General features: G+C 59.6%; 17 protein-coding genes. 13 read left to right on the plus strand and 4 right to left on the minus strand.

The window, feature by feature from the left end; all coding sequences use genetic code 11:
* The first annotated feature begins 127 nt into the window (after positions 1-127).
* The 6 genes from H8F21_RS00385 (at position 128) to H8F21_RS00410 (ending at position 7482) form a co-directional block, all read left to right on the plus strand.
* Positions 128-1483 (plus strand): M16 family metallopeptidase, encoded by a 1356-nt coding sequence (locus H8F21_RS00385; protein ID WP_203479064.1) that lies wholly within the window; start codon positions 128-130, stop codon positions 1481-1483.
* Positions 1476-2975: a M16 family metallopeptidase gene (locus H8F21_RS00390; protein WP_203583909.1), complete on the plus strand. Its 1500-nt coding sequence runs from the start codon at positions 1476-1478 to the stop codon at positions 2973-2975. The genes H8F21_RS00385 and H8F21_RS00390 overlap by 8 nt, the downstream gene beginning before the upstream one ends.
* Positions 2975-3568 (plus strand): 16S rRNA (guanine(966)-N(2))-methyltransferase RsmD, encoded by a 594-nt coding sequence (rsmD, locus tag H8F21_RS00395; RefSeq protein ID WP_203479062.1) that lies wholly within the window; start codon positions 2975-2977, stop codon positions 3566-3568. Before H8F21_RS00390 ends, rsmD begins: the two co-directional genes overlap by 1 nt.
* A gap of 118 nt (positions 3569-3686) precedes the next feature.
* Complete coding sequence (locus H8F21_RS00400) at positions 3687-5033, plus strand: M16 family metallopeptidase (protein WP_203479061.1); 1347 nt, start codon at positions 3687-3689, stop codon at positions 5031-5033.
* Positions 5026-6426 (plus strand): M16 family metallopeptidase, encoded by a 1401-nt coding sequence (locus H8F21_RS00405; protein WP_203479060.1) that lies wholly within the window; start codon positions 5026-5028, stop codon positions 6424-6426. The genes H8F21_RS00400 and H8F21_RS00405 overlap by 8 nt, the downstream gene beginning before the upstream one ends.
* A 63-nt stretch (positions 6427-6489) precedes the next feature.
* On the plus strand, positions 6490-7482 hold the full coding sequence (locus tag H8F21_RS00410) for a hydrolase (protein ID WP_203479059.1): 993 nt from the start codon (positions 6490-6492) through the stop codon (positions 7480-7482).
* A 3-nt stretch (positions 7483-7485) separates the two neighbouring features.
* On the opposite strand, the gene H8F21_RS00415 is transcribed toward H8F21_RS00410, so the two are convergent.
* Entirely contained in the window at positions 7486-8340 is an 855-nt protein-coding gene (locus H8F21_RS00415; protein ID WP_203479058.1) for a sulfurtransferase, read from the minus strand.
* 39 nt (positions 8341-8379) lie between these two features.
* Positions 8380-9045 (minus strand): TetR/AcrR family transcriptional regulator, encoded by a 666-nt coding sequence (locus H8F21_RS00420; RefSeq protein ID WP_136478620.1) that lies wholly within the window; start codon positions 9043-9045, stop codon positions 8380-8382.
* 149 nt (positions 9046-9194) lie between these two features.
* Here H8F21_RS00420 and H8F21_RS00425 point away from each other — a divergent pair, with 149 nt between their 5' ends.
* The 6 genes from H8F21_RS00425 (at position 9195) to ggt (ending at position 15452) form a co-directional block, all read left to right on the plus strand.
* Complete coding sequence (locus H8F21_RS00425) at positions 9195-10628, plus strand: coniferyl aldehyde dehydrogenase (RefSeq protein WP_203479057.1); 1434 nt, start codon at positions 9195-9197, stop codon at positions 10626-10628.
* Between the two features lie 23 nt (positions 10629-10651).
* Positions 10652-11185 (plus strand): twin-arginine translocation pathway signal protein, encoded by a 534-nt coding sequence (locus H8F21_RS00430; RefSeq protein ID WP_203479056.1) that lies wholly within the window; start codon positions 10652-10654, stop codon positions 11183-11185.
* A gap of 28 nt (positions 11186-11213) precedes the next feature.
* Positions 11214-12812, plus strand: coding sequence for a GMC family oxidoreductase (locus H8F21_RS00435; protein ID WP_203479055.1), 1599 nt, complete (start codon positions 11214-11216; stop codon positions 12810-12812).
* A 112-nt stretch (positions 12813-12924) separates the two neighbouring features.
* A complete protein-coding gene (coaD, locus tag H8F21_RS00440) occupies positions 12925-13404 on the plus strand; it encodes a pantetheine-phosphate adenylyltransferase (protein WP_136478624.1) in 480 nt (159 codons plus the stop codon).
* Positions 13405-13512: 108 nt separating this feature from the next.
* Positions 13513-13764: a YfhL family 4Fe-4S dicluster ferredoxin gene (locus H8F21_RS00445; RefSeq protein WP_017124885.1), complete on the plus strand. Its 252-nt coding sequence runs from the start codon at positions 13513-13515 to the stop codon at positions 13762-13764.
* Positions 13764-15452: a gamma-glutamyltransferase gene (gene ggt / locus H8F21_RS00450; protein WP_203479054.1), complete on the plus strand. Its 1689-nt coding sequence runs from the start codon at positions 13764-13766 to the stop codon at positions 15450-15452. Before H8F21_RS00445 ends, ggt begins: the two co-directional genes overlap by 1 nt.
* A gap of 6 nt (positions 15453-15458) precedes the next feature.
* On the opposite strand, the gene mutM is transcribed toward ggt, so the two are convergent.
* Together mutM and H8F21_RS00460 are read right to left on the minus strand one after the other, a co-directional pair.
* On the minus strand, positions 15459-16271 hold the full coding sequence (gene mutM / locus H8F21_RS00455) for a bifunctional DNA-formamidopyrimidine glycosylase/DNA-(apurinic or apyrimidinic site) lyase (protein WP_203479053.1): 813 nt from the start codon (positions 16269-16271) through the stop codon (positions 15459-15461).
* A gap of 3 nt (positions 16272-16274) precedes the next feature.
* Positions 16275-17141, minus strand: coding sequence for an HDOD domain-containing protein (locus tag H8F21_RS00460; RefSeq protein WP_203479052.1), 867 nt, complete (start codon positions 17139-17141; stop codon positions 16275-16277).
* Positions 17142-17293: 152 nt separating this feature from the next.
* On the opposite strand from H8F21_RS00460, the gene H8F21_RS00465 reads away from it, so the two are divergent.
* The gene (locus H8F21_RS00465) at positions 17294-18490 is read left to right on the plus strand and encodes a class I SAM-dependent rRNA methyltransferase (RefSeq protein WP_203479051.1); all 1197 of its coding nucleotides are present in this window, start codon (positions 17294-17296) and stop codon (positions 18488-18490) included.
* Positions 18491-18496 lie beyond the last annotated feature (6 nt).

Below are 18496 nucleotides of genomic sequence, written 5' to 3' on the forward strand. Positions count from 1 at the left end.
TTTGTCTTGTGGCCTGCAGGTCAGATCCACGACAGGCATGGTCGACGGGCAACCGGATCAGTATCCTAGCACCTCCTAGCCCGCTGACGCTAAGACCATGCGGGCAGTCCTACAGGTTAAACAACGTATGAATGCTCTAGCCCGCCGCGCCGCTGGCCTGTTGCTCAGCACAGTTTGTCTGCCGTTCGCGGCCTTTGCCGCCGATCCGCAACCCACCCATGAGTTCATTCTCGACAACGGCCTTAAAGTGGTCGTGCGCGAAGACCACCGCGCACCGGTGGTGGTCTCGCAGATCTGGTACAAGGTGGGCTCTACCTATGAATCCCCTGGCCAGACCGGCCTTTCCCATGCTTTGGAACACATGATGTTCAAAGGCAGCGAGAAGCTGGGACCTGGCGAAGCCTCACGGATCCTGCGCGATCTGGGTGCCGAAGAAAACGCTTTCACCAGCGACGACTACACCGCCTACTATCAGGTCTTGGCCCGCGACCGCCTGCCGGTAGCCCTGGAGCTGGAAGCCGACCGCATGAGTAGTCTGCGCTTGCCTGCTGACGAGTTCAGTCGCGAAATCGAGGTAATCAAAGAGGAACGTCGCCTGCGCACCGACGATCAGCCCAACGCGAAAGCCTTCGAGCTGTTCAGCGCCATGGCCTTCCCAGCCAGCAGCTATCGCACGCCCACCATCGGCTGGATGGCAGACCTGGACCGCATGAAGGTCGAAGAACTACGCCATTGGTACGAGTCCTGGTATACCCCGAACAACGCCACGCTGGTAATCGTCGGCGACGTTACCGTCGATGAGGTCAAAGGTTTGGCCCAGCGCTTCTTCGGCGCCATCCCAAAACGTGCCATTCCACCGACCAAACTGCCGTTGGAACTGGCCGAACCTGGCTTGCGCGAAACCACCCTGCATGTGCGTACCCAGCTGCCGAGCCTGATTTACGGCTTCAACGCCCCCGGCCTGGCAACCGCCAAGGACCCGCGTACCGTGCATGCCCTGCGCCTGATCTCGGCATTGCTGGATGGAGGCTACAGTGCGCGCCTGCCAAGTCGCCTGGAGCGTGGCCAGGAGTTAGTCTCCGGAGCGTCATCCAGTTACAACCCATTTACCCGTGGCGACAGCCTGTTCCTGATCTCGGCCACGCCGAATCAGCAGAAGAAAAAAACCCTCGCCGAAGTCGAGAGCGGTATCTGGACGCTACTCGACGAGCTTAAAAACACCCCGCCGTCAGCCGAAGAGCTTGAGCGCGTACGCGCCCAGGTTATCGCCGGACTGGTCTACGATCGCGACTCTATCAGCAGCCAGGCCACATCCATCGGCATGCTGGAGACCGTCGGCCTGTCCTGGAAGCTGATTGACAGCGAACTCGATGAACTCAAGAACGTAACCCCGGCCGACATTCAGAATGCCGCGCGCACCTACTTCACCCGTGAACGCCTGAGCGTTGCCCATGTACTGCCCGAGGAGAACGCTCATGAGTGAACGTAGCGCACCCCGTTACACCCTGATCGGCCTGGGCATCCTGGTACTGGTAGGCGCTTCGGCGTTCTTCCTGGCCAAGCCGGCCCAATCGGACAATGCCGCGCAGCCTGCCAACAGCGCAGCAGCCAAGCCAACCAATACTTTGCAGACACTGGCAGAGCTCGATGGCAAGGCACCCAGCCGCCGCCAGTTGAACATCCAGACCTGGAACACTGCCGAAGGTGCCAAGGTGCTGTTCGTCGAAGCACGCGAACTGCCAATGTTCGACCTGCGCCTGACCTTCGCTGCCGGCAGCAGCCAGGATGGTGACGCGCCGGGCCTGGCCACCCTGACTAACGCGATGCTCAATGAGGGTATCTCCGGCAAGGACGTTACCGCCATTGCCGAAGGTTTCGAAGGGCTGGGTGCAGACTTCGGCAACGGCGCCTATCGCGACATGGCCGTGGCCTCGTTGCGCAGCCTGAGCGCGGTAGACAAGCGTGAACCGGCGCTGAAGCTGTTCGCTGAAGTTGTCGGCAAACCTACGTTCCCCCAAGATGCCCTTGAGCGGATCAAGAACCAGCTGCAGGCCGGCTTCGAGTACCAGAAGCAGAACCCAGGCAAGCTGGCCAGCATTGCCCTGTTCGAGCACCTGTATGGCAACCACCCATATGCTCATCCAAGCGATGGCACCGCCAAGAGCATTACCCCGATCACCCTGGAGCAGCTACGCGCATTCCATGCCAAGGCCTACGCCGCGGGCAATGCCGTCATCGCCCTGGTTGGCGACCTCAGCCGCAGCGAAGCCGAAGCCATTGCCTCCCAGGTTTCGGCAGCCCTGCCCAAGGGCCCGGCGCTGGCCAAGCTGACGCAGCCTGTGGAGCCAAAGCCAGGCACTATACATATCGACTTTCCGTCCAACCAGACGCATCTGATGCTGGCGCAGCTGGGCATCGACCGCAACGACCCGGACTACGCTGCACTGTCGCTGGGTAACCAGATTCTGGGTGGCGGCGCCTTTGGCACTCGTCTGATGAGCGAAGTGCGTGAGAAACGCGGCCTGACCTACGGCGTATACTCTGTGTTCAGTCCGATGCAGGTACGTGGCCCGTTCATGATCAACCTGCAGACCCGCGCCGAGCTCAGCGAGGGCACCCTCAAGCTGGTCCAGGATATCCTTGCCGATTACCTCAAGACTGGCCCGAGCCAGCAAGAGTTGGACGAGGCCAAGCGCGAACTGGCAGGCAGTTTTCCGCTGTCCAATGCCAGCAATGCCAGCATCGTTGGCCAACTGGGTGCCATTGGCTTCTATGACCTGCCGCTGACCTGGCTTGAAGACTACATGCAGCAATCCCAGGCCCTGACTGTCGAACAGGTCAAGGCCGCACTCAACAAACACCTCGCAGCTGACAAAATGGTGATTGTCACTGCAGGACCAAGCGTGCCGCAGAAACCTCTGCCGCCGCCCACTGACAAACCCGCCGAGCAGCCGCTTGGTGTACCGGAGCATTAATGGCCAGTCCATCCGCAAAATCGGCCAAGCAACACAACGGCCAAGGCCAACTGCGCATCATTGCCGGAGAATGGCGCAGCCGCCGCCTGAGCTTTCCTGACGCCCCTGGGCTGCGCCCCACGCCCGATCGAGTGCGTGAAACGCTGTTCAACTGGCTGGCACCACACGTCGAAGGGGCCAAGGTCCTCGACGCCTTCGCCGGTAGCGGCGCCTTGTACCTCGAGGCGCTGTCGCGTGGAGCCTGCGAAGCTGTTGCGCTGGACAGCAATCCGGCGGCCATTGCCAGCCTGCGGCAAAACCTGGAGACCCTGCGCTGCCCTCGCGGCCAGGTGATCCAGAGCGACGCCCAGCGCTACCTGCAAGGCGAGCCGAAGCTTGCTTTCGATCTGGTATTCCTCGATCCACCGTTTCACCAGGACCTGCTACCAACCACCTGCGCACTCCTCGAAGAACGCCAGTGGTTGGCTGCCAATGCCTGGATCTATACCGAAAGCGAAACCCCACCTTCTACGCTGCAACTGCCAGGCAACTGGCGTCTGCACCGAGAGAAAAAAGCCGGACAGGTGTACTACGCCCTCTGGCAGCGTGGCTGAACTGCCTCGCGGTCCCTGTGAATGCGGGGACCGCCAACAGTGCGGTAATTAAATAGCCCCTGCGGCCCCTCGTTGTGGCTGATCGTTCCTCTGGTCACTAACCAGAAGGAGCGCCGTCATGGAACGACGTTATTGCCTAGGAAGCGGCCTGCTTGGCGCGCTTCTGTTTTCCGGCCAAGCCTTGGCCGACTTGCCTGTGCGTCACACATTCAGCCTGGATAACGGCCTGCAAGTGGTCGTCAGCGAAGATCGCCGAGCACCGGTGGTCACCACCCACATGCTTGTCAAAGTCGGCTCTAGCCATGAGTACCCCGGCCAATCGGGCCTGTCTCATGCGCTGGAGCACATGCTTTTTCGGGGCAGCTCAAAGGCTGCACCCGGAGAGTTCTCGCAAATCATCGAACGCCTGGGCGGCAGCCAGAACGCATACACCACCCGCGACATGACGGTCTACCACCAGACCTTGCCCAGCGATCGCCTGGCTGTGGCGCTGGAGCTGAACGCTGACTTGCTTCAGGGCGCCACTCTCGCCTTTGCCGAGTTCGATCGCGAGATAGAGGCAGTGAAGTCGGAGCGACGTGAAGAGGTGGACGGTTACCCAACCGATAGAACGCAGGAGCAATTACATTCCATCGCCTACACCAGCAGCTACAGCACGCCTGTAATCGGCTGGCAGAATGACCTTGAGCGCATGAACAACGAGGAGCTGAAATCCTGGTATCAGGCCTGGTATGTACCCAATAACGTCACCTTGGTTGTCGTTGGTGATGTGCAACTCGATGAAGTCCGAGCGCAGGTTGAACACTACTTCGCAGGCTTCACCCGGCAACACCTGCCGGTGACAAAGCGGCCCTTACAGTCTGCTCCGTTGGGCCCGAGAACAATGACGGTACTCGATAAATCCAGCACCCCATTACTGAACATGGCCTTCAACGTGCCCACCTATGCAACAGCCGAGCATGCAGAAGATGTGGAGGCCTTGCGTTTGATCCAGGCGCTGCTGGGAGCAGGAATGGGGGCGCGACTCAGCACCCGCCTGCATCGTCAGCAGGCAATCCTTTCCTCTCCTCGCGTCAAATACAAAGCGATATCACGGGGCGATACGCTTTTTGAGATCACCGCATTGGTCAATATCGCCCAACCTCGCCCACTGCCGGAGATACAAAAGGCCATTTGGGCGCAGCTGAACACTTTGAAGCAGAGCCCACCGCAGCCGGAAGAACTTGAACGTGCCATAGCCCTGCTGTTGGCTGAAAAGGTCTTTGCTCAAGACCATCTGGAAGGCCAGGCGGCCGGGATTTCAGCCCTCCTTGGAAGTGACCTGGCGATCTCCCAACTGGATGCTGATGCCGCCAGGTTGGCGCAAATAACACCGGAAAAAATTCAACAAGTCGCGGCTTCGTACTTCACCCGCGAGCGTTTCGCTGCTGCCTATTTCCAGGCCGAGGAGGCCGAAAATGATTAAAATGCCCTGCAGTTTTCTATCTGCCTTGCTGGTGCTTGTGTGCGGTGTGACCAGTGCGCAAGAACAACCCCAAGTCCTTGAGCTGGAGTCATTGAAGACGCCTCCCGCTTCTCCTGCGCAATTACAGCTGGCAATCGAATCGTGGCAAACGCCCCAGGGGAGCCAGGTGCTGTTTCTGCGCAGCGCGAAGTTACCGATGTTCGATGTGCGGGTCGTGTTTGACGCAGGCAGCGCTCGGGACGATGGCGCTTCAGGACTTGCTCAACTCACAACGGGCATGCTTGACGAGGGAACGACTCAGCGTAATGACCTGCAAATTGCTGAGGGTTTTGACGAAATCGGTGCAAAATTCCAAAAATCGGTTCATCTCGACTACACCTATGTGAGTGTGCGCAGCCTCAGTTCTGAACCGCACCGGGACAAGGCTGTGGCGTTGCTGGCCGAAGTACTGGGACAACCACAGTTTGCCGAAGACAAGTTGCAACTGATCAAGGATCAGATGAACAGCCTGTCAGCGCGAAACAACGATTACGCCATGACCAAAGCTCTCACGCAGCTGTATGCGCATACCTATGCCGGTCATCCCTATGCCTCTCCCAAGCTTGGTACACCGCAGACGCTTGAAGCATTGAAAGTCGCCGACCTTCAGGCATTTCATCAACATGCATTCAACGCCGAAAATGCACTGATCACCCTGGTCGGCGATCTCACTCAAGAACAGGCCCGTGATATCGCCACCCAACTATCCACTGCCTTGCCTGGAGGCACGGCCCTGCCGCCCCTGCAGGAACCGACAACGTTCGAGCCGGAAATCTATCACCTCGAACACCCCGGCGCTCAATCACTCCTGCTTATGGCTATACCAGGGGTTGGTATCGATCATCCCGACGCACCGGCACTGACCTTGGCCAATCTGATACTTGGTGGGGGATCAACATCTAGGCTCTTCGAGCAACTGCGCACTCGACGCGGCTTGACCTATAGCGCCAGCTCACACCTGCTGCAACCAACTGGCACCGGGATCTGGGTGTTCAACACGCAAGTTCAAGCCAAATACCAGGAGGGCACCGTTGCGCTGCTCGAAGACCTATTGCAGGAATACGCGGATAACGGCCCGACTGAACAACAGTTCATCGATGCCAAGAACAAATTGCGCGGTGTCTACCTTCGAGAGTCGGTAAGCAATCAACAGCTCAGTCAGATTTTGATGCGCACAGGCGTACATCAGTTGCCACTGGACTACCGGCAGGCGTTTATCGAGCAGGTGCAGACACTGACACTGGATGAGCTGAATGTCGCCTTGAAAAAACACCTAAAGCTCGACAAGCTGGTGCGGATCAGCGTCGGCCCTACAGTGGAACAGCATCCCTTACCCGAACAACCTGCGGGTTGATTGCAGCGAAGTTCAGGAACCCGGCATACACTAACTTGTAACAGGATTTGTGAGTACACCACGATGTCTTCTTCTGCGCCCAGCCCCTTCAAGCCCGCCCGGGGGCTGGGCAATCCACACCTGCAGACATTGTGGGGGCCGCTATGGCGCAAATCGGCTGCCTTGAGCCGCCGGCGCGAGCGGCTCTGGCTAGCCGACGGAGACTTTCTCGACCTCGACTGGCATGGACCACACAGCCCCGGTGCGCCACTGGTGCTGTTGCTCCATGGTTTGACCGGGTCTTCCAACTCACCCTATGTGATCGGTTTGCAGTGTTGCCTCGCGGCGCGAGGCTGGGCCAGCGTGGCCCTGAACTGGCGAGGCTGCTCTGGCGAGCCCAACCTTCTTGCACGCAGCTATCACTCCGGCGCCAGCGAAGACCTGGCGGAGACAATCACGCATCTGCGCAGCAGTCGTCCGCTGGCACCGATCTACGCGGTTGGCTACTCGTTGGGTGGCAATGTGCTGCTCAAACATTTGGGTGAAGCAGGCTCGGCGAGCCAGGTGCAGGCAGCGGTGGCAGTGTCGGTTCCGTTTCGCCTGGATCAATGCGCCGACCGGATTGGCCTGGGCTTTTCACGGGTTTACCAAGCGCATTTCATGCGCGCCATGCTCGCCTATGTGAAGGACAAGCAGCGCCACTTCGAGCACCACGGCCATCAGGAAGGACTGGCGGCACTGGATCGCCTGGGGCCGCTGGAAAACCTGCGTACCTTCTGGGACTTCGATGGCAAGGTCACTGCGCCACTCAATGGTTTTATCGATGCCAAGGACTATTACCGCAGGGCTTCGAGCCGTTATTACCTGGGTGAAAACCGCACGCCCACGCTAATCATCCATTCCCGCGATGATCCGTTCGTGTTCAGCCATAGCTTGCCTGAGGCAAAAGAGCTGGCGCCGATGACCACCTTAGAGCTGCATTCGCGCGGTGGTCATGTCGGCTTTGTCGATGGCAGCGTACGTGATCCCGGCTATTACCTGGAAAGACGCATACCGCAGTGGCTGGCAGACCTGTAGGACTTAGTCGCCCGTGGCCACAGGGCGCTGAGTGTCGGTAATCCACTCACTCCACGACCCTGCGTACAACTTGCCCAGCGGATACCCCGCCAGCGACAAGGCAAACAGATTATGGCAAGCCGTCACGCCTGAACCGCAATAGGCAACAAGCTGCTCTGGCGCGCGCTTGCCCAGCTTTTCAGCGAAGCGCTTTTTGAGCTGTTCGGCAGCCAGGAAGCGACCGTCCGGTCCCAGATTGTCGGTAAAAGCTGCGCATTGCGCGCCGGGAATATGCCCGGCAACCGGATCGATAGGTTCCACTTCGCCACGAAAACGCGGCAGTCCGCGGGCATCAATCAGGGTCAGGTCGGCCTGGCCCAGGCGTTGTGCCAACTGCGTGGCATCAAGCAGCATTGCAGGGTCGGGTTCGCCTTTGAAAGAGCCTTCGCGTTTAACCGGTGCGTCCAGGCTCAGCGGCAATCCTGCTGCGTGCCACGCCTTGAGGCCACCATCGAGAATCGACACGCCACTACGTTTGCCGAGCCAGGCGAGCAGCCACCAGGCACGCACAGCGAACGCACCCGGGCCGTCGTCGTACAGAACGACTTCGCTGTCGCTATCGATTCCCCAGTCTTGCAGGCGCTCGACCAACCGCTCTGGGCTTGGCAATGGATGGCGACCGGTCACACCCTTGATGATCGGTCCACTGAGATCGCGTTCAAGGTCGGCAAAATGCGCACCGGCAATATGCCCCTCAGCATAACTACGCTGGCCATAGTCGATATCTTCCAGGGCAAAGCGGCAATCGAGAATCACCAGCTCCGGCGCCTCCAGGCGTTCGGCCAATTGCTGGGCAGTGATCAGTTGCGCGAGGGGCATGACAGTCTCCTGAACGATTGAACGGATAGGGCCTGGGCTTTATTGCTCCAGTGCCTGGTTAAGCGATACGTAAAACTCCTGGCACAAGGCGTCCACCGCAGGGCGGGCTTGCGCAGTTACAAAACCGAGTTCCAGAACCAATACCTGATAGATGCCTCGCTTGAAGGCATCTTCACTGAGGTAGGCCGAACTTTCCCGAGTAGTGCAGAGAAACCGTACCCAGGAGGTCAGCACAATCCAGGCATTGAGTGTCAGCGACTCGATCTGCACGGCATCCATGGCTACCAGCCCAGCCTCCACGAAACCACGGTAGATTGCCTGACCCTGAATCAAGCTGCGCTGGGAAAAACGTCGATAACGGGCCGCCAGCTCCTTGTCACTGTCGAGCAGGTGTTCAAGGTCTCGGTGCAAGAAGCGGTAATCCCACATCGCCGCTAACAGCTCCTTGAGGTAGAAGCGCTTGTCGGCAACCGTGGCAACGCGATCTTGCGGTGGACGCAAAAAGCTCTCCACCTGCTCTTCGTACTGACTGAAGAGCACGGCAATGATTTCCTGCTTATTGGCGAAGTGGTAGTACAGATTTCCGGGAGAAATCTCCATATGCGCTGCAATGTGATTGGTGCTGACGCTGCGCTCGCCCTGCTGATTGAACAGTTCCAGGCTGGTCTGCACGATGCGGTCGCGGGTCTTGATGCGCGGGGCCATGATCAGTTCCAGATGCCGAGCTTTAATTGATTAGGTCCATCTTACGGTTTATCCGAATGTGGATGTACCTGCATGTCATTAAAAACTAGTCGCAAAACACGAGCATTAGAGTATAAGCTCTAGAAAAACACCCTGCCGTGGAGTTTCGCATGACCGCCGACGCTGCTCGTCTTTTACCCTCTAGCTCCCTTGATGACCTCGACACCCAGTTCAGCGTCCAGCGTCAGGCTTTTGCCGGTAACCCCATGCCGCCCGCAGCGCAGCGCCTGCAATGGCTGAAAAGCCTGCGACACATGCTGCTCACGCACCAGGACGCCCTCGCCGCAGCCATCAGCGAGGACTTTAGCGGCCGCAGTGTCGATGAAACGCGACTAGCCGAAGTGATGCCAACCATCCAGGGGCTGCGTCATACCGAGCGCCACCTCAAGCAGTGGATGAAGGACTCACCGCGCAAAGTCGGCCTGGCTTTCCAGCCTGCCAGCGCCAAGGTGGTGTACCAGCCCTTGGGCGTGGTGGGGATCATCGTGCCGTGGAACTATCCGCTGTTTTTGGCCATGGGCCCTTTAACCTGCGCCCTGGCAGCTGGCAATCGAGTCATGCTCAAGCTCAGCGAAGCCACACCAGCAACTGGCTTGTTACTTAAGCAATTGCTGGAGTCTGCGTTTCCCCAAGACTTGATCACCGTGGTGTTAGGCGAAGCCGATGTCGGCGAAGCATTTTCTCGCCTGCCCTTCGACCACTTGCTGTTCACCGGCGCCACCAGCGTCGGCCGCCACGTCATGCTGGCAGCGGCGCAGAACCTGACGCCCGTTACCCTGGAACTGGGTGGAAAGTCGCCAGCCATCATCTCCGCAACCGTGCCCCTGGCCGATGCGGCTGAACGGATCGCCTTCGGCAAGACCCTCAATGCCGGCCAGACCTGTGTGGCCCCAGACTACGTCCTAGTGCCACGTGAACGTCTGGATGACTTTGCGGACGCTTATCGCAGCGTCGTACATCGCTTCTACCCGCGCGTGGCAGATAACCCGGACTACACCGCGATCATCAATCCGCGTCACCTGGCACGCCTGGAAAGTTATCTCGATGATGCTCGTGACAAAGGCGCGAAAATCATCGACCTGTACTCACAGGAACCCCGCCAGGGCCGCCGCCTTCCTCCGCACCTGCTGCTGCAAGTCAACGACGACATGCGCGTCATGCAGGACGAAATCTTCGGACCACTACTGCCGCTGGTGCCCTACGACCATCTTGATGAAGCGCTGTCCTATATCAACCAACGGCCTCGCCCTTTGGCGCTTTACTACTTTGGCTATGACCGTGGCGAGCAGCAGAAGGTGCTCGAGCAGAGCCACTCTGGCGGTGTATGTCTGAACGATACCCTGCTGCACGTCGCACAGGACGACCTGCCCTTCGGCGGCGTCGGCCCCTCGGGCATGGGCCACTACCATGGTCACGACGGCTTCCTGACCTTTAGCAAAGCCAAGGCAGTGTTCGCCAAGCAACGCTTGAACGCCGCACGCCTGATCTATCCGCCTTATGGCAAGCCCTTGATCAAGTGGGTGTACAAACTCTTCATTCGCTAACAACAACTCCAGGCACAACAACAATGACCACAAATCTGCCTGCAACATCCGCCCTGAGTCGTCGCGGACTGCTCAAGTTCAGCCTGAGCGCTACTGCGTTCCTGGCTACGGCCGGCCTGGGCGTGAGCCTTAGCGGCTGCTCGGCGCAAACGCCGGCCAGCGGTTTCATCACCTTGCGCCAGGGTGACTTGCCGATTCTTCGCAGCCTGATTCCGGTGATCCTTGCCGGTACCTTTGCCGCCGAAAACGTTGACGCAGTGCTCAACCGACTGGACAGCAAACTCGCCAGCCTGTCCCCGGCGATGCTCAAGCTGACGCAGCAATTGTTCGACGTGCTCGCTCTGCCAGTTACCCGTGGGCCACTCACGGGTATCTGGGGCAGCTGGGAAAGCGCCAACGCCGAACAACTGCAGGCCTTTTTACAGCGCTGGGAAAACAGCTCGCTGAATCTACTGCGCATGGGCCATGCCTCACTGCTGCAGTTGTTGCAAATGGCCTGGTACGAGTTGCCTCAATCGTGGGCGCAATGCGGCTACCCAGGCCCTCCGAAGATCTGAATCAACTTACAACGACAAGAGGCTGAAGATGCCCGTACCAGACCTGTTCCGTGAGGGCATAGCCCGCGGTTGGAAAACCCGTGACGCCTCGCGCCTGGACCAAGACCTGAGCCTGGAAGCCGATGTAGTCATCATCGGTAGCGGCGCCGGTGGCGCCACCAGTGCCGAAATGCTCAGTGCCGCCGGTTTCAAAGTACTGTTGATCGAGGAAGGGCCGCTCAAAACCAGCAGCGACTTCAAGTTACTCGAAGACGAGGCTTACTCCAGCCTCTACCAGGAAGGTATCGGGCGCATGAGCAAAGATGGCGCAATCACCATCCTGCAGGGCCGTGCCGTGGGAGGTACCACCCTGATCAACTGGACGTCGAGCTTCCGCACGCCGGAACCGACGCTTGCGCATTGGGCCAGCGAGCACGGCGTGAAAGGCCTGAGCAGTGCCGAGCTTGCGCCCTGGTTCGAGCGTATTGAGCAACGCCTGGGCATCACGCCGTGGGCCATGCCACCCAATGCCAACAACGAAGTGCTGCGCCGCGGTTGCGAAGCCCTCGATTACAGCTGGAAAGTCATTCCACGCAATGTGCGCGGATGCTGGAACCTGGGTTACTGCGGCATGGGCTGCCCGGTCAATGCCAAGCAATCGATGCTGGTAACGTCCATTCCCGCCACCCTGGAAAAAGGTGGGGAATTGCTTTATCTGGCGCGGGCTGAACGACTGATCCACGACGGTGAACACATCAGTGGCCTGCAATGCCTGGCCATGGACGCCCGCTGCGTAAACCCGACGGGGCGCAAGATTGAGGTCAAGGCCCGGCACTACATTCTCGCAGGCGGCGGAATCAACAGCCCCGGCCTGTTGCTGCGCTCGGACGCCCCGGACCCGCATGAGCGCCTGGGCAAACGTACTTTCTTGCATCTGGTCAACTTCAGTGCCGGATTATTCAAGGACAAGGTCAATCCATTTTACGGCGCTCCACAGTCGATCTACTCCGATCACTTTCAATGGCGCGATGGCGTCACCGGCCCAATAGGCTACAAGCTTGAAGTACCACCGCTACAGCCCGCGCTGGCCGCCACGTTACTCGGCGGCATGGGTATTGAAAATGCAACACGTATGGAGCAGCTCCCCAACACCCACATGATGCTCGCTTTGCTCCGCGACGGTTTCCACCCGCAAAGTGTTGGCGGCGAAGTTCAACTGCGCGGTGATGGCTCGCCCGTACTCGATTACGCCGTAACGCCCTACACTTGGGAGGGTGTACGCCGCGCTTTCCACAGCATGGCTGAAATCCAGTTTGCTGCAGGTGCTGAGGCCGTCCTGCCTGTGCACAGCGACGGTCGCTATGTGAAGTCGTTGCAAGAAGCTCGGAAAATGATCGACGGCCTGAGCCTGGAACTGTTCCGCACACGCCTGGGCAGTGCCCACGTAATGGGGGGCTGCGCCATGGGCGAAGACCCTCACCAGGCTGTTTGCGACAGTCTTGGACGCCATCATCAACTGGCCAACCTATCGATACATGACGGTTCGCTATTCCCCACCAGCATCGGTGCCAATCCGCAATTGTCGGTGTATGGCCTGACCGCCCGACTCACCGATGGGCTGATCGAACGCCTGGTTACCAGTAGATGACAACAAATGGCCTCACTGTCTATAGTGCCTTCAGCATGCGCAGGCGGCTTGGCCGACTGCCACCGCTGCGATACCATCCGACTCCCCAACGCACTCCTGCCAGGACGACGCGATGAACCGAGTGTTGTACCCAGGTACTTTCGACCCTATTACCAAGGGCCATGGCGATCTGGTCGAACGTGCCTCACGGCTGTTCGACGAGGTGATCATTGCGGTCGCTGCCAGCCCGAAGAAAAACCCGCTGTTCCCGCTGGAACAACGGGTGGAACTGGCTCGTGAGGTCACCAAGCACCTGCCCAATGTCGAAGTCATCGGCTTCTCATCCTTGTTGGCACATTTCGCCAAGGAAAGGCAGGCCAATGTATTCCTGCGCGGCCTGCGTGCCGTATCGGACTTCGAGTACGAGTTCCAACTGGCGAACATGAATCGCCAACTGGCACCGGACGTCGAAAGCCTGTTCCTCACCCCTTCCGAACGTTACTCGTTCATTTCCTCAACCTTGGTTCGGGAAATTGCGGCGCTGGGTGGCGACATCACTAAATTCGTCCATCCCGTGGTGGCCGAGGCCCTGACCGAACGCTTCAAGAAGTGACCTCGGTAATTTGACTACGGCGCCCGCGTGCACTGCGGGCGCGAATGCGGCACAATTGTGCCCATTGGTTTTCAAATGCCCGGGTCCTGAGCCCTGGCCGGAGTCCCCATGTCCCTGATCATCACCGACGATTGCATCAACTGCGACGTCTGCGAACCCGAGTGCCCGAACGCCGCTATCTCCCAGGGCGAAGAGATTTACGTGATCGACCCGAACCTGTGCACGCAGTGTGTCGGTCATTACGACGAACCACAGTGCCAGCAAGTTTGCCCGGTCGACTGCATCCCGCTGGATGAAGCTCATCCAGAGACCGAAGACGAGCTGATGGCCAAATACCGCAAGATCACCGGCAAGGCCTGATGCCGTTCGTCGCCCGGCTCCTCCCGTTAGTCCTTGGTGCCAGCCTGGCGCTAGGGGCTGTCGGTGCCCAGGCCCAGGGCCCGGGGCGTCCCGCGATCGCCAGCCCGCACACCGAAGCCACCGCCGCTGCCCGAGAAATTCTCCAGCAGGGTGGCAACGCGTTCGATGCAGCCATCGCCCTCAGTGCAGCCCTGGCAGTAGTCGAGCCCTACGGTTCCGGACTTGGCGGCGGAGGGTTCTTCCTCCTGCGTGAAGGTGACACTCCGGTTCGCTATGCCTTTATCGACGCTCGCGAGCGTGCGCCCGCCAAGGCCAGCGAAGCCATGTATTTGCAAGACGGCAAGGTCCAGCCGGGCTTGTCCATCAACGGTCCCTTGGCGGCGGCGATCCCAGGCTTGCCAGCGGCCCTAGCCGATCTGGCTGCGCATTACGGCAAGCTGCCACTTAGAAGCACCCTGGCACCGGCTATTCGCCTGGCCAACCAGGGCTTTGCCGTCGACCGTATCTACCGGGATCGGGCCAAGATGCGCTTGAGCGCACTGCGTGACGACCCAGAGAGCGCCCGTCTGTTTCTCACGAACGGTGAAGTACCCGAGCTGGGTGCAAAGATCCGCCAACCCGAACTGGCGATCACCCTGCAACGACTGGCCGAACAGGGCCGCGATGGGTTCTACGCGGGCCCTACTGCCCAGGCCATGGTTCAAGGTGTGCAGGACGCGGGCGGAATCTGGAGCCTGGACGACCTGGCCAACTACCGCACAGCCAAGCGCGAGCCCTTGCGCTACCCGTTGGCCGACCAGCGCGAGCTGATCAGCGCCCCACCGCCCTCCGCGGGTGGCGTGGCCCTGGCACAGAGCCTGGCGATGCTCCAGCGCCTGCCCTGGCAAAGCGCCGCACCGGTACAACGCAGCCATTACGTGCTGGAAGTGTTGCGCAGGGCTTACCGCGACCGCGGCCTGCTTGGTGATCCGGATTACGTGAGCAACCCGGTAGCGCAGTTGCTGTCGCGCAACTACCTGACCGGCCTTGCAGACAGTATTGACGTTTACCAGGCCACGCCCAGCAGCAGCCTTGCGCCTGCGCCGCCCTGGCGCGAAGGCGATCACACCACACACTTTGCGGTAATCGATGCCGAAGGTAATGCCGTCGCCGCAACACTGTCGGTCAACCTGCCATTCGGTGCAGCGTTCAGCGCACCTGGCACCGGGGTGGTACTGAACAATGAAATGGACGACTTCGCCGCGGACCCGCACGGCAGTAATAGCTATGGCCTGGCCGGCAGTCGAGCCAATGCCGTAGCCGCCGGTAAACGACCGCTATCGAGCATGAGCCCGACTTTCATCGAGAGCCCGACGCAGTTCGCTGCTTTTGGCACACCGGGCGGCAGCCGAATCCCCAGCATGGTGCTGTTGTCGATGCTTGGTTTCCTCGAAGGTAAGCCGGTCGCCAGTTGGCCCGCTGTGCCACGCTACCACCACCAGTATCTACCGGATGTCGTAGAGCACGAACCGGGGGCCTTCAGCGCCGAACAGCAACACCAACTGCAGGCCCGTGGCTACCAGCTCAAGGATCTGGGCCGCACATACGGCAACCAGCAAGTGTTGTTCTGGGACAAGGCCAAGCAAACGCTGGAAGCCGCCAGCGACCCCCGCGGCGTAGGCCGCGCAGAAGTGCTCAGCCCCCGCTGAGCGCCTTCACTTCTGACAGCGCGGGCAAAAAACGCTCGCGCGCTGGCCCAGTTTGACCTCGCGCAGGATGCTGCCACAAACCTTGCACGGTTCTTCCCGGCGACCGTAGACAAACAGCTCCTGCTGGAAGTAGCCCGGCTGGCCATCACCGCCGACAAAGTCGCGCAAAGTGGTGCCACCGCGCTCGATCGCGCAGGCCAGAATGCGTTTGATCTCGATAGCCAGCTTCAAGTACCGGGCCCGTGAAATGCTGCCCGCCGCGCGACGCGGGTCGACGCCCGCCGCGAACAACGCCTCGGTCGCATATATGTTGCCAACCCCTACCACCACAGCGTTGTCCATGATGAATGGCTTGACCGCCATGGACTTACCGCGCGATAGCTGAAAAAGACGCTCACCGTCAAACAGGTCGGTCAAAGGCTCGGGCCCGAGCTTGATCAGCAACTCATGATTGAGTGGATCCAGACTCCAGAGCATTGCTCCGAAACGGCGCGGATCGGTGTAGCGCAAGGCCAGACCCGACTCCAATTCGATGTCCACATGCTCATGCTTGCCGGCAGGCAGGCCAATCTCGACCAGACGCAAATTACCGGACATGCCCAGGTGACTGATCAGCGTCCCGACTTCAGCATTTAACAGCAGATACTTGGCGCGGCGCTCGACCTTGACGAAACGCTGCCCGGACAAGCGGATGTCGAGATCCTCGGGAATGGGCCAGCGTAAACGCCGGTCACGCACGATCACCCGACTGACGCGCTGGCCTTCCAGGTAAGGCGCAATACCGCGCCGGGTGGTTTCGACTTCTGGTAGTTCCGGCATGTGTCAGTGGCTGCCCAATTCGCGAATGGTCTGCTTGAGGTTCTCGAAGTCGTACTCCGAGAGCCCCACGTAGTCGAGCACCAGATGCCCAATCGCCTGCCACTCGTGATCGACACTCTGGTTGCCCAATATCCGGTAGGAGGAGCAAATGTGTTCGGCCATTTTGAGAATCGCCAGCAGGTTTTTCAATTGACTGCTGCGCGCCGAATCATCGCTGAACACCGCCAGGGCGTTGTGATGATTTGCGATGGCATTGCTCAAATGCTCGGGTAGGCGCCAGGACTTGGCCGTGTAGTAACCAACCACCGCATGGTTGGTGTTGAACACCTGGTTCTCGGTATCGACCACCCGCTTATCCGGGCCGGCACTGGCGTAGGCATCTTCAAGCACGCCCATATAATTGGGGAAGCGCTTGAGCATCAACGGCACACCACAGTCATGGAACAGGCCCAAGGCGTAGGCTTCGTCCACCGCCTGGGAGCCGATGCGCTTGGCCAGGGTCAGGCACGTCATCGCCACATCCTGGGCGGTATCCCAGAAACGATTGAGCGTAACGATCGTGTCATCGCTCATCTCGCCCTTGATCGATTGGGCGTTGATCAGGTTGATGATCGAACGGCTGCCGAGCAAATTCACTGCACGCTGTATCGAGGCAATTTTGTTGGTCAACCCGTAGTAAGGCGAGTTCACCAGTTTGAGCAGAGCACCCGACAGCCCGGGGTCTTGAGAAATCAGCTTGGCGATCACCTCAAGGTCGGGATCAGGCATATATTGCTCGAACTGCAGATCGACCATGATCTGCGGCTGCGGGGGAACGCTGATGCCTTGCAAGGCATGCTGAATCTGTTCGGCGGAGAGTTCCTGGGACATATGTATACACTCGGGACTGAGCGGCGATTCTAACCCGATCATCCTGACCAGGGGAGAAACCAGGGCCTCTGCCATGTAGCAATTTGTCGCTATTCACATCGGCACGCCAGGCATCGGGTTATACTCCCGCTCTTTTTTCCCGGAGCGACGTCATGTCCCTGCCCAGCCTTCGTCTCAAAGCCAATGCCGATCGCCGCCTGCGCGCCGGCCACCTGTGGGTCTACAGCAACGAAATCGACGTCGCCGCGACCCCGCTGCATGGCTTCAAGGCCGGCGACCAGGCCATTCTGGAAACCGCCGGTGGCAAGGCCTTGGGCGTCGTCGCTATGAGCCCCAACAACCTTATCTGTGCCCGCCTGCTGTCGCGTGACGCAAAGTTGGCACTGGACAAATCGCTACTGGTGCACCGCATCAATGTAGCCCTGTCGCTGCGCGAACGCCTGTTCGACAAGCCGTTCTATCGCCTGGTGTACGGCGATTCCGACCTGCTGCCGGGCCTGGTAGTGGATCGTTTCGGCGATATCGTCGTTGTGCAGTTGGCCTCGGCCACCATGGAGCAGCACAAGGACGATGTTATCGCTGCGCTGGTCCAGGTGCTCAAACCTAGCGGCATTCTGTTCAAGAACGACTCGGCCGCACGCGATGCCGAGGGCTTGAATCGTTACGTGGAAACCGTGTTCGGCCTGGTACCGGAGTGGGTTGCCCTGGAAGAGAACGGCGTCAAGTTCGAAGCTCCGGTCATGGAAGGCCAAAAGACTGGCTGGTTCTACGACCACCGCATGAACCGTGCGCGCCTGGCGCCGTACGTTCAAGGCAAGCGCGTTCTCGACCTGTTCAGCTACATCGGTGGCTGGGGCGTACAGGCCGGTGCCTTCGGCGCCAGCGAAGTGTTCTGCGTAGACGCTTCGGGCTTCGCCCTCGACGGCGTTGAGCGCAACGCAGCCCTTAACGGCATTGCCGAAAAGCTGACCTGCATTGAAGGCGACGTATTCGAAGCCCTTAAAGAGCTCAAGGCCTCGGAAGAGCGATTCGACGTAATCGTTGCCGACCCACCTGCCTTCATCAAGCGCAAGAAAGACCTGAAAAACGGTGAAGGTGCCTATCGTCGCCTCAACGAACAGGCCATGCGCCTACTAACCAAAGATGGCATTCTGGTCAGCGCGTCGTGCTCGATGCACCTACCCGAAGACGACCTGCAGAATATTCTGCTGACCAGCGCCCGCCACCTGGATCGCAACATCCAACTGCTCGAGCGCGGCGGTCAGGGCCCGGATCACCCGGTACACCCGGCGATCCCGGAAACCCGCTACATCAAGAGCATTACCTGCCGGTTGCTGCCTAACAGCTAAGCCGCT

The organism is Pseudomonas arcuscaelestis, from assembly GCF_016881005.1.
In the GTDB taxonomy this organism is placed as follows: Bacteria; Pseudomonadota; Gammaproteobacteria; order Pseudomonadales; family Pseudomonadaceae; genus Aquipseudomonas; species Aquipseudomonas arcuscaelestis.